A 12705-nucleotide genomic window follows, 5' to 3' on the forward strand; every position below is an offset into this window, starting at 1 on the left:
TTAAAAGACATTTATAAAAATTACCTATTTCGTGTCATGTACCCATCCCAATATTTTATTAGATACATAGTATACCTATGGAATGGTTTCTAGAAGGAGGCTTAAAATGAGTAAAGATAAAAAGAGTTACAAAGATAAAAAATGTCCAAAATGTGGTCATAGTAAATGCAGATGTGACCATAAAGAAAGTACAGAGCGGAAAAGAAAAGAAGAAAAACCAAAGCAAAAAAAATGCCCAAAATGTAACCACGAGCATTGTCGATGTGAATCTACAAAAGGTCAACGAATCATCCAAAAAGTTCTAGTGAAAGTAGAGGGGCCAACGGGTGCTACTGGTGTTACAGGAACAACGGGACCTACTGGGCCGACGGGAACTACTGGCGCCACGGGAGCTGGAGCGACTGGTGCTACCGGGGCTACTGGCGCTACCGGCGCTACTGGACCTACTGGTTCGACGGGAACTACCGGCGCCACGGGGGCTGGGGCAACTGGTGCTACCGGCGCTACCGGTGCCACAGGGGCTACTGGACCTACTGGTTCGACGGGAACTACCGGCGCCACGGGGGCTGGGGCAACTGGTGCTACCGGCGCTACCGGTGCCACAGGGGCTACTGGTGACATTGGTGCGACTGGAGCCACTGGGCCTACTGGCGACATTGGTGCGACTGGAGCCACGGGCGCGACTGGCGACATTGGCGCGACTGGAGCCACGGGACCTACTGGCGACATTGGTGCGACTGGAGCCACTGGGCCTACTGGCGACATTGGTGCGACTGGAGCCACGGGCGCGACTGGAGCCACGGGACCTACTGGCGACATTGGCGCGACTGGAGCCACGGGACCTACTGGCGACATTGGCGCGACTGGAGCCACGGGACCTACTGGTGACATTGGTGCGACTGGAGCCACGGGACCTACTGGTGACATTGGTGCGACTGGAGCCACGGGACCTACTGGTGACATTGGTGCGACTGGAGCCACGGGACCTACTGGCGACATTGGCGCGACTGGAGCCACGGGACCTACTGGCGACATTGGCGCGACTGGAGCCACGGGACCTACTGGCGACATTGGCGCGACTGGAGCCACGGGACCTACTGGTGACATTGGTGCGACTGGAGCCACGGGACCTACTGGTGACATTGGTGCGACTGGAGCCACGGGACCTACTGGTGACATTGGTGCGACTGGAGCCACGGGACCTACTGGCGACATTGGCGCGACTGGAGCCACGGGACCTACTGGCGACATTGGCGCGACTGGAGCCACGGGACCTACTGGCGACATTGGCGCGACTGGAGCCACGGGACCTACTGGTGACATTGGTGCGACTGGAGCCACGGGACCTACTGGTGACATTGGTGCGACTGGAGCCACGGGACCTACTGGTGACATTGGTGCGACTGGAGCCACGGGACCTACTGGCGACATTGGCGCGACTGGAGCCACGGGACCTACTGGCGACATTGGCGCGACTGGAGCCACGGGACCTACTGGCGACATTGGCGCGACTGGAGCCACGGGACCTACTGGTGACATTGGTGCGACTGGAGCCACGGGACCTACTGGTGACATTGGTGCGACTGGAGCCACGGGACCTACTGGTGACATTGGTGCGACTGGAGCCACGGGACCTACTGGCGACATTGGCGCGACTGGAGCCACGGGACCTACTGGCGACATTGGCGCGACTGGAGCCACGGGACCTACTGGCGACATTGGCGCGACTGGAGCCACGGGTGCGACTGGCGTAACGGGTACAGGTTTGGCAGAGTTCGGATTTGTTTACAATACAGGAGCTCAAACAGTGGCTGCTGGAACGGATGTTACTTTTGATACAAATGGAACAATTACACCGGGTATTACGCATGCAGCAGGTTCACCCGATATAACCGTTACCACACCAGGAACCTACGAAGTTACTTTCTCGGTATCGACTTTAGAGCCTAACCAATTTGGTTTATTAGTAAATGACACATTGGTTCCGGGTTCCGTGTACGGATCTGGTTCAGGTGCCCAGGAAAACACCGGCCAGGTATTGGTCACCTTAGCTGAGGGCGATGTTCTTAACTTGCGTAACTTATCTCCGAACCAAGTCACTCTTCAGACACAAGCAGGAGGCACACAAACAAACACGAACGCTTCTATTCTTCTTAGAAAGTTGGATTAAGCACGAATACTCTATATAAACTCCCCATTGTTTATGATGGGGAGTTTTTCCTTGAAACCCACCTCTCCACTTGCGCTAAACAGTATTTTTTTACCATTTTTTAATATCCCATATAAGCAAAGTTCTTTAGACACTCGTAAATTAGCATGTTTTTTCTATAATTTACCACCCTTACGTGAAAAGGAGAAGGTATTAATCCTTATTTTCCCATAATTGATGTTCCTACAAACTATTCATTTTGGCTGATTCGAGTTTATCGCCCTATAATCCGACATTTTTCTCATTCATCCGTTTGCTATCATTATGGGAACATCTGTGTTCTACATACTGGCCAACTAAAAAGAATGGAGGTGCAAGGTACCTGTTAGATTGGCCAAAGGTGCTGTTCTTTGAAAATAGAATAAGGGGGAATTGACTTGCGAAAGAAACGAAGGACGAAGTGGTTAGCAATAGCATTCGTCATCATGCTTATTGGATCACTGATCATTCCAACAAACTCCATCGCTGCATCTACAAACAAACTCCACACCTCTGCTAAAGATGAATTAGCGGGAAAGAATCAAAAGAAAGTGGCCTCCAAGGTCCTAAAGCAGTTTGAAAAAGATGAAAAGGTAACCTTTCTCGTTAAACTCAAAAAACAAGTAGACACCAAGGACGTCTCCTCAAAAGCTGCCAAAACAGCCAAATCACAAAAGCTATCTGCAAACAATGCTAAGTTACTTAAACGGTCGAGTGTGGTTTCGGAGCTTCGTGCCACTGCTCTTGAAACACAAGTCGATATCAAGAACTACTTAGAAAAACAAGAAAAAGCCGGCAAGGCAAAGGATATTCAATCTTTTTATATCGTTAATGCGATTGCCGTGACAGCCACGAAGGAAGTTATGGAGCAACTCGCCATCCTTCCGGAAGTAGATAAAATCATGCCGAATGAAACAAGACAGCTTATTAAACCGGCAAGCAAGACCATCGCTGCTAAAGCTGTTACAATCCCAAATGCAAGTAAAACCAAAGCAGACACATCTTCCATTGAGTGGAACATCGAAAAAATCGGGGCTCCGGCCGTATGGGATATGGGCATTGATGGAGCAGGAACCGTTATTGCTTCTATCGATACAGGTGTCCAATGGAACCACCCGGCATTAAAAACCAAGTACCGCGGCTATAACCCTGCCAACCCAGATGTCGCAAACAATGAATACAACTGGTTCGATGCGGTGAGCGGACAAGCTTCCCCATATGATGATTTAGATCATGGAACGCACACAATCGGTACAATGGTAGGCTCTGAGCCAAATGGATCCAATCAAATCGGTGTGGCTCCAGGCGCTAAATTCATCGCAGTTAAGGCGTTTTCTGCAGCTGGAGGTTCTGATATTGATTTATTGGAAGCCGGTGAATGGATCATCGCCCCAAAAGATGCGGCAGGCAATCCTCATCCGGAGAAAGCACCGGATGTTGTCAATAACTCTTGGGGAGGCGGAGCTGGTCTTGACGAGTGGTACCGTCCAATGGTACAAGCTTGGAAAGCAGCTGAAATCTTCCCTGAATTTTCTGCAGGTAATACGACAGCATCGAATCCCGGCGGAGCTGGTTCAGTAGCTAACCCAGCGAACTATCCGGAGTCTTTTGCCACTGGCGCAACAGACATTAACAACGTAGTCGGAAATTTCTCTTTACGGGGTCCATCTCCATACGGGGAAATCAAACCGGATATTTCAGCACCTGGCGTTAACATCCGTTCTGCTGTTTCCGGTGGTGGCTATGAAGGCGGATGGAATGGAACATCGATGGCTGGCCCTCATGTCACGGCAGTCGCTGCTCTATTAAGACAGGTAAATGCCAGCTTAACCGTTGACCAACTTGAGGAAATTCTACTGACAACGGCGACACCTTTGACAGACAGCAATTACCCGACAACGCCTAATCATGCATATGGTTATGGCCTAGTAAACGCATTTGACGCGGTCTCTTCCGTTGTAAGCGGACTGGGTAAAATCGAAGGTCAAGTAACCAAGTCTGGTGATGACACAGAAGCAGCCGTCATTTCTCATGAAGCACCAGAAAATTCGTATAAAGAAATGAACCTAAAGCTTCAAGCTGAAGTATCAGATAATGTAAGTGTCACTGCCGTTAAACTCAGCTACAAAAAAGCGGACGGAAGCTGGGCTGAAGTCAAGGCAGAAAGAAAGAATGGCGATTATAAGTCTGGAACGTACGAAGCCACGATCCCAGGTGCTGATTTGACTGGAAATACAGTCACTTATAAATGGATCGCAACAGATTTTGGTGGCTCCGTCACGACTTCCAATGCTTATTCCATTGAACTATTACCTGGAATCAGCGTGGGCTATACAGAGGATTTTGAAGAAAATCCAACTGGATGGAATTCTTATGGCACAAACAATAACTGGGAATGGGGCATTCCGACAAGCGGACCTGGATCAGCAGCATCCGGTCAGAAGGTCTATGCTACAAACCTGGCTGGAAACTATGCAAATAGCGCCAACATGAGCCTGGCCATGCCTCCGGTCGATGTACCAGAAGGCACAAGCTATTTACAATTCAAGCACTGGTACGAACTGGAAAGGAACTATGATTTCGGTCATGTCTTCATTTCCACAGACGAAACGAACTGGGTACAAGCTGCCCGTTTCAATGATAAGTCCAATAATTGGGTCGACGGAGAAGTCAACCTAAGCGAATATGCTGGAGAACGAATCTATATCGCCTTTAATGTCACAACAGATAGCTCCGTCCAAAAACCGGGCTGGTATATCGATGATGTTAAATTGGCCAATACTTCGATTCTACCAACGACAAAAGCAAAAGCAGGATTAGGCGTCAATAAGTCTGACTCTTCGGTATCAGCTAAACCGCAAGTTAATCCTGACAAAATCAAGCCAGTTATCGAAAAAGAAGAAAAAGAAGCTGAAAAAGAACAACCGGCACCCGTGCTTCTTCCATTACAGGCACAGGTAAGTGTTTTAGAAACCGGTCGTTCTGTGTATACAAACCCACAAGATGGATCATACCAACTTACACATGCAACAGGTACGTATACGATGCAAGCAGAAACATATGGGTATCGTTCACAAACAGCGCGAGTGAACGTCGAACAGGATGCAACTTCAACAGCTAACTTTACCCTTCAGGAAATTCCTAAAGGAACGATCAATGGTACCATCACCAATAAAGTAACTGGTGAACCAGTCGCTGGTGCTACCGTTTACCTTCTTGAGGATGCGGCTATCCAACCAGTAACGACAAATGCAGACGGTGAGTACTCACTAACTGCTTATGAAGGAACTTACACGTTAAAAGTCATGGCTCCTTCTTATTACGGCAATGAAGCATCCGTGACGATTTCTGAAGAAACTACCACGAAAAACATCGAACTTAAACCGTTCATCGGGTACCCGGATGAAATCAAATATGATGATGGAACAGCTGAAAACGCCCGTGCCTATAATGCGGCAGGCAACAGCTGGGCTGTGAAAATGTCCTTGGCTTCAGGGAATAAAACGGCCAATGTAACCGGCGCTCTTTTACGCTTCTGGGATACAACATGGCCTACCCCAGGTGGGACTGAGTTCCAAGTTTCCGTATATGATGCTTCTGGAACAGACGGATCACCTGGCAAGAAAATCGCTGGACCTTTCACCGAAACGGCCTTACGTAACGGTCAATGGACACATGTTGATCTTAGCGAACATGGCATCATGGTTGAAGGCGACTTCTTTATGGTTTATACCCAAACAAAAGCCAATCCGAATGCACCAGGTCTAGCTACAGATGAAGATGGACCGAATGCAGGCCGAAGCTGGCAGGGTGTAAGCGGTGCTTGGTCACCAGCCCCAGCTGAAGAAGGAAATTACATGATTCGGGCAACGGTCGATTACGAAGTAAAAGAACCTGTCATCACCTCTCCTAAAGATGGTTCTTATTCGAATCAAAAAGAAGTGACCGTTGAAGGTACATCCGCACCGACAACGAAAGTGGATATTTTCAACAAAGGAGAAAAAGTGGCAACAACAGATTCTACTGATGAAGGAACATTCTCCGTCCCTGTCACATTAAACAACGGGGAAAACACGTTGACTGCAAAAGCTCGGACTAGCCAAGGCACGACTGAGGCATCCGCTCCTGTAACGGTGATATTGGATACGAAAAAGCCAACACTCGCCATTACTTCACCAACTGATGGCAGCAAAGTAAACCGCGAAACGGTAACCGTGAAGGGTACCATCTCGGATGAAAACCTGGATTCAGTTAAAGTGAACGGGAAGAAGGCCGAAGTGAAAGATAACACATTCTCTTATCGCCTTCTACTTGACGAAGGAATCAATAAAATCAAGGTAGTCGCACTTGATAAGGCAGGCAATTCAGTCACGAAAACCATTTCCATCGATGTGAAATTCACAGCTCCAGAAATCTCTGGTTTAGTGCCAAATCAGGATAAGGTCTTAAAAAATGGGGAATCCGTCAAAATCGAATTTGACAGTGAACCAGGCCTAACCGCAGATTTCTCCATCTTGATGCCTTTGACAAATGCAGGTGGCGTTGCCAATGCAACGGAATTACCAATGAAAGAAACATCAGCAGGACATTATGTCGGCTACTACACAGCCACGACGAATGTAAAAGCACCAGGTGCCGTCGTTGAGGTAAAAGCCCAAGATAGCTACGGTAATGTTACAACACAAAGAGCAACAGGTAAGCTTTGGATTAACGCTCAAAAGTAAAAAGAAAAAGCCATGCCTTCCAGCCTATCGGCTGGGAGCATGGCTTTTTTTTTATGATTAAGTAACTTTTACCTATTAATCTACTACCCTTTTAAGACGTCAGGACGAGACTTCTTGGTAAACAAATCTGTGTATAAACATTTGCCTAGGTAGAGCAGTACAGCTGCGTCATCAACCTGTCCGAAACCTACTATAAAATCCGGAATGAGATCCGTCGGTACAATCACATATAAGATGGAAGCTACTAGAGCTACCTTTGTTTTCTTCGTTAATCTATTAAACACGGGCTGGTCAATCTCCTTTAAGACGAGTTTCATTCAGTATAGCGCACAATTCATGGAAAATCGATTCTTAAACAGAGCTGTAATCGTTAGAATTCAACCATAGATCGGATTAATTCGACATTCAAGCTAATAATTCAACATTCACGCCAATAATTCAACATTCAACACCAGTAATCCGACATTCAGTCTAAATAAAAAGACCCTCACCATGTAAGGGCCTTCCGATGGCTAAAAACCTAACCAGTTTTCGATTAGCACGACGATATACAAAACAAACCAGATACCCTGTAGCAGAAGCGCCGCACTGAACAACCGGCTTTTCGTGTATTCATCCCGGATGAAAAGCCTCCAGGTCAACATCAGAACCACCGATACACCTGGAATCAAAATCGCGGTCATCATGAAATAGTTGGATGCGACATTCCATACAAGCTGAAAAGCAATAATGATAAATGCAAGTAGAAAATGAACCTTTTCCTTCCGTGCCCGGATGACCCAAAGTAAGGTAAGCACCACTGTCGCAAGCAAGATGATTTCGGTCGCCACGATGAAGAAGATATCATATAACGTTACTCCGTCCAAAGCAATCCTCCTTCTCATTACAAGATCGCTTATATGTATATGCCACTTGGACGGAAGAATTGAAAAAGTTTATTACGTTTCCTCCAACAAAGGAAATCCTACCTACAATAAGTGGTCTCTCCGTAAGTCTATAGCACCTTTACTGGAGGAAGAATTCACTTTCTAATTGTTTTTCTGCTTCTCGCTTGATCATGGAAAGAAACTGCTCCCACGTTAGGTTCCCTCTTAGTCTATTTTCCCCACAATGAAATTCGTCTATCATTTCACTAATGTCATACCATACATTCAGCTCATTAAAGTGTTCGCGAACCACTTCATACACTTCGTAAGCTATATGCGTGACATGTCTATCTTCCCCGACGATTTGTCGTAATAAATGATGCAAGTAGGCCTTCGCACACTCTTCATGTGTAGGCACCGGCATTTTCCATTCTTTTATCACCCTTTGAAAATAATCCTCTACCTCGAATTGGTTAAGCGGTTCTCTAAAGGATGCTAGGGTTTTTAATGAGTCCACCGAAGACCCATCTATTAATTTTTGATAGGCCCAATTAACATAATCAATAGCCTTTGCTTTTCCTTCATATCTTTTATAAAACAGGATTTTCGTTTCCACTCGTGTCGTGTCCCCCATTTGAAATCGCCCTATTATCATTCATACCTTATTAATAGAAGGAACGCAATTCAATAAAAAAGACCCTTTCGCTTTGAGCGAAAAGATCATGGCTTACTACTTAATATTTATACGACTGTCCACCGTCGATTGGAATGACGGCGGCATTGATGAAGGTTGCCTGTTCGGAAAGAAGGAAAGCGACCAAGTACCCGACCTCTTCCGGTTTCCCAAAGCGTTTCATCGGGTTGACGCTGACGAATTCCTTACCGGCTGCCTCCCAATTCTCGCCACCCATCTGTTTCAAGGAAGCTTCGACCATCGGCGTCATGATCGCACCCGGAGCGATCGCCTTGATGCTGATGCCGTACTGGCCATACTCGATTCCGGAGTTTCTGGTCAATCCGACGACACCATGCTTACTTGCCGCATAGCCTGATTGGTTCCCCACGCCGCGGATTCCACCGACAGATGCCGTATTGACAATTGTGCCGAACTTCTGCTTTTTCATGATTTCCAGTACATACTTCATCCCGAAGAAAACCCCGTTCAGGTTCACCCCCACCACTCTGCGGAACTCATCGATTCCATAATCCTCCGTCAGGTTCTGTTTCCCTTCGATCCCGGCGTTATTGAAGAAACTGTCGATGCGGCCGAATCGATCCACCGTTTCATCCACATACTTCTTCACATCACCTTCCTTTGAAACGTCCGCCGTAATCAAGTGCACTTCCGCCTTGGGGACCGCTTCACGAATCAATTTTTCCGTTGTTTCCAAGGAATCACTTTTCACATCGACCAAGGAAAGTTTCGCCCCTTCTTTGGCCACTTGCAGGGCAGAAGCCTGTCCCAGTCCGGATCCGGCTCCTGTAATCAGCACGACTTTATCGTCAAAACGATTGTTCATCTTCATTCCTCCATTAAAAAAAGTAATCAGACTCGCTGATATTCTTCCCTACCTGGTTTCAGTCATTCGTTTTTCAGATAATATTCACTGTAAAAATTGTCAGAATGAATTGACGGAACACGAAAAATCTTCTTTAAAAGACAACTCCTGACTCAGTGATTAATCTAGTATGTATAAAAAAAAGAGGATGCATGCCTTTATTTCAACACCCTATCCTCTAATTCTTTGTTTCATTCTGTTGTCATTACGTGGTACTTCTTTAAAATGTCCATTGTGATGGTTTTAGCGTCCGTGCTTGTTCCGGCAATATTCGTAGCAAAACTATACGCATGATTGTCTGTTTTGATAAAACCGACATACCAGCCTATCCCTGACCCTTGCCCTGTTTTCCCGTAAAGGGTAAAGTCATCGCCTTCCTTCTGGATCATCATGCGCTTCACGGTTTTCATGACATCCTTATCAAAGGGAAGGTTCTCTTTATATAGTTTCTCCATAAAGTCTACTTGTTCTATTGGTGAAATTTCGAGTGAACTGCTTAACCAGAACTGGTCGATGCCTCCACTACTATCTTGGTTGCCATAAGATATGGTACGAACCCATTCCTCCATTTGCTTCTCTCCAATGTCACGAGCCATCGCTTGATAATACCAAACGACAGAATTCCTCATCGCAGACCCGAGCGTATGATCTTGGTTCCAAGCCTCGATTTCCCGCTCCACACCATCCCAATACTTAATGTCATATTCATCTTCTACAGCGCCAACTTGCAAGCCAATCAAGGAATTTGGCACTTTGAAAGTCGATTGCGGTGCAAACCGTTGATTCGCGCGTTCCTCGTTATAGACGAATGTCTTTTCTTTTTTCAAATCGCGTAATATGAATGTTCCGTCATGGTTCGTAAAGAATTCATCGACTTCCAGCTTCTTAAGATTCATGTTGCCCTTGGCAGCGTTCGCTTCACTTGGCTGTAGAACACTTGTAATGAATAGAACCACTGCACTCATGCACGCTAAGAAAAAAAACAAATTCCTTCTATTATTCATATTCCCTTCCTCCCTCTGACTATATTTCCTGCCAATCTATCACTTTAAATATAACAAAAATATGGAAAATCCAAAATGATGCTATTATACCGTTAACCGAATTTATTCGGACTTGAGCCGGAAATCACGTTTCCTTTCATTCACGAACTTCGGCTTCTGAAACATACTATTCGTGTCTTGAAGACTTCTCTTTTTAAAGGCAGAGAACCCCATGATCTCTTCCGTTTTCCATATCCAACGCGTTTCTTTCTCTCCCCCATGCAGGTAATAGACATTGTTATCTAGCATGTTCCCTTTGTTTTGCTTGAAAGGGTTGCTGATAAGGAGATTGGAATCACCGGCGATCATGATGTTATTTTCGATTCTATTATGGTTTGCTTGATATTGAAGCAAAATCTGTCCGCCCTCTTGAAATTCCGTATCATTTTTATACAGGACGTTGTCGGTAATTGTACTGTTTATGGTGCTTCCTCTTTTCCTGTCATACCCTCCTATTGCAATGCCCGCACTTCTATTTTCATAAATCGAATTGTTTTGGATGGTGATGGAACGTGTAACTTTGCCCTCATGCTCGCTAGCCGCTTCGACTCCTATATCGTTTTTATACACCCTATTCTTCTCGATCACGATATCTTTACCCCCGTCGACATAAATTCCGCCAGCCGCATATTGGTTTCCGTAGGCTGGATTTCCGTAACTGGATATTTCATAGACTGTGTTGTTACGGATGATACCGTTCCTTGCCTGATCGAATTTTTCAACAGGAGACACACCTTCAAACCCAATAACATCGATTCCGATATTGTCATTTCTCCTGACGATGTTATTTGTAACCTGGAAGTTTGATATATTACCATTCAGCACCAACGTTTCACTGGCACCCAGTTTCATCTCTTCTAGTGTATTGCCTGAAAGGATGATATCTTCAATCGCTTGCGGTGCTTCGGTGCCATACACAGCAATCCCATGGGCATTCCCGTTTTCATGAAGTGTTTCAATATGATGAACTTGATTACGCAAAATACGGATACCCTTTCCGCTTCCGCTAACGGATATTCCGATTGGCACTAAATCCTCTTGTTCGGTTTTATAATGTTGGATGTCTAATCCATCGATGGTGACATAGCTTTGATTATGTATCGATACTAAGCCCTGGTCATCCCATGAAACCTTTAGGCCCCTCCCATCGATGATCGCCTTTTCGTTTGGGTGGGCCTTGATGGTGATAGGGGCATTTTCTTTCCCGGATTTCCGTATGACGACTTGTTCATTGTAGACTCCTTTTCGAACATGGACAGTTGTACCCGGTTTTGCTAAATCGACGGCTTTCTGTATGGTTCTTAAAGGTTCTTTCTTACTTCCGACGTTTTTGTCATCCCCAGCGGAAGACACATACAATTTGTTATTTTCCTGAGTGGCTTGCCCGGATAGTCCATAAAGGACAAGCCCAATAGAAAAAGCTAACAAAAGAAACAGTACGGCTCTTCTTTTCTTGTTCAAGTTCGTGCCCCCTCATCTTCTGATTGTCTTACATAATAAATCCTAAGAATCTTCAACAAAAAAAGGTTAACCAATAAAAACTGGTTAACCTTATCATACGGAACGGCAAGATCATTGCAACCCCGTTAACAGTTCTGTTTGAGTTCCGCCAAAGCTTCTTGATCGGCAATAATCATTACATTTTCGTGTTGTTTTAGGATGGAAGCTGGGACTTGCTCATTGGTTGGTTCAGATAGTAGTTTGTATAAAATATGGGCCTTTTGCTTTCCGGACACGAGGAGTACGATTTGTTTACTCTTCATGATCGTCGAGATTCCCATCGTTACCGCGTGTTTTGGTACGTCGAAGGGATTATCAAAATAGCGGGCATTCTTTTCTCTTGTGGAGGCTGTAAGCTCCACTACATTCGTGGTGGAGGCAAAAGGTGTGCCTGGCTCATTGAATCCAATATGGCCATTCACCCCAATCCCCAATAGCTGAAGGTCTATCCCACCAAGGTTTTCAATGAGCTCTTCATACCTTTGACATTCTGCTTGTAAGTCTGGTGCCATGGTATCCGGCAAATGAGTTTGTTTGATCGGGATATCGATATGGTTAAAGAGATGGTCCTTCATATATGTATGGTAACTAGTGGGATGATCCTTTTCCACTCCTACATATTCGTCCAGGTTCACGGTATGAACATGGCGATAGGAGGTCTGATGTTCCTGATAGTCCTTCACTAAGTGTTGATACGTCCCGACCGGCGTTCCTCCAGTCGCAAGGCCCAATACAAGAGAAGGTGTCCGTTTTACTTTGTCCAGAATAAGGTATGCTGCTTTCTGGCTCATTTCATCATAGTTTTGAGCTTCAACGATTTCCATA

The 12705-nt window shown here is 45.8% G+C and carries 9 protein-coding genes; 2 read left to right on the forward strand and 7 right to left on the reverse strand.

Annotation, left to right across the window (positions count from 1 at the left end; translation table 11 throughout):
- Positions 1 to 106 precede the first annotated feature (106 nt).
- Both AC503W_RS16005 and AC503W_RS16010 read left to right on the forward strand, forming a co-directional pair.
- Positions 107 to 2170, forward strand: a complete 2064-nt coding sequence (locus tag AC503W_RS16005; protein ID WP_494914897.1) for a BclA C-terminal domain-containing protein — start codon at positions 107 to 109, stop codon at positions 2168 to 2170.
- Positions 2171 to 2586: 416 nt separating this feature from the next.
- Positions 2587 to 6912, forward strand: a complete 4326-nt coding sequence (locus AC503W_RS16010) for a S8 family serine peptidase (protein ID WP_427687404.1) — start codon at positions 2587 to 2589, stop codon at positions 6910 to 6912.
- Positions 6913 to 6995: 83 nt separating this feature from the next.
- On the opposite strand, the gene AC503W_RS16015 is transcribed toward AC503W_RS16010, so the two are convergent.
- The 7 genes from AC503W_RS16015 to nagB all read right to left on the reverse strand — a co-directional run bounded on the left by AC503W_RS16015 (position 6996) and on the right by nagB (position 12704).
- Complete coding sequence (locus AC503W_RS16015; RefSeq protein WP_427687405.1) at positions 6996 to 7196, reverse strand: YkvA family protein; 201 nt, start codon at positions 7194 to 7196, stop codon at positions 6996 to 6998.
- A gap of 228 nt (positions 7197 to 7424) precedes the next feature.
- Positions 7425 to 7778, reverse strand: a complete 354-nt coding sequence (locus AC503W_RS16020; RefSeq protein ID WP_403122407.1) for a hypothetical protein — start codon at positions 7776 to 7778, stop codon at positions 7425 to 7427.
- Positions 7779 to 7917: 139 nt separating this feature from the next.
- The gene (locus AC503W_RS16025) at positions 7918 to 8412 is read right to left on the reverse strand and encodes a hypothetical protein (protein WP_427687408.1); all 495 of its coding nucleotides are present in this window, start codon (positions 8410 to 8412) and stop codon (positions 7918 to 7920) included.
- A 100-nt stretch (positions 8413 to 8512) separates the two neighbouring features.
- Positions 8513 to 9298, reverse strand: a complete 786-nt coding sequence (locus AC503W_RS16030) for an SDR family oxidoreductase (RefSeq protein WP_402957641.1) — start codon at positions 9296 to 9298, stop codon at positions 8513 to 8515.
- A gap of 230 nt (positions 9299 to 9528) precedes the next feature.
- Positions 9529 to 10302 (reverse strand): class D beta-lactamase, encoded by a 774-nt coding sequence (gene blaOXA, locus AC503W_RS16035; protein WP_494917376.1) that lies wholly within the window; start codon positions 10300 to 10302, stop codon positions 9529 to 9531.
- 141 nt (positions 10303 to 10443) lie between these two features.
- Positions 10444 to 11841, reverse strand: coding sequence for a right-handed parallel beta-helix repeat-containing protein (locus AC503W_RS16040; RefSeq protein WP_494914900.1), 1398 nt, complete (start codon positions 11839 to 11841; stop codon positions 10444 to 10446).
- A 125-nt stretch (positions 11842 to 11966) separates the two neighbouring features.
- Complete coding sequence (gene nagB, locus AC503W_RS16045) at positions 11967 to 12704, reverse strand: glucosamine-6-phosphate deaminase (protein WP_427687414.1); 738 nt, start codon at positions 12702 to 12704, stop codon at positions 11967 to 11969.
- Position 12705 lies beyond the last annotated feature (1 nt).

Source organism: Peribacillus suis (assembly GCF_059384845.1).

Coding starts and splice junctions, on each gene's coding strand:
- nagB (WP_427687414.1), bottom strand. CDS start 12,704: ATGGAAATCGTTGAAGCTCAAAACTATGATGAAATGAGCCAGAAAGCA.
- AC503W_RS16025 (WP_427687408.1), bottom strand. CDS start 8,412: ATGGGGGACACGACACGAGTGGAAACGAAAATCCTGTTTTATAAAAGA.
- AC503W_RS16005 (WP_494914897.1), top strand. CDS start 107: ATGAGTAAAGATAAAAAGAGTTACAAAGATAAAAAATGTCCAAAATGT.
- AC503W_RS16030 (WP_402957641.1), bottom strand. CDS start 9,298: ATGAACAATCGTTTTGACGATAAAGTCGTGCTGATTACAGGAGCCGGA.
- blaOXA (WP_494917376.1), bottom strand. CDS start 10,302: ATGAGTGCAGTGGTTCTATTCATTACAAGTGTTCTACAGCCAAGTGAA.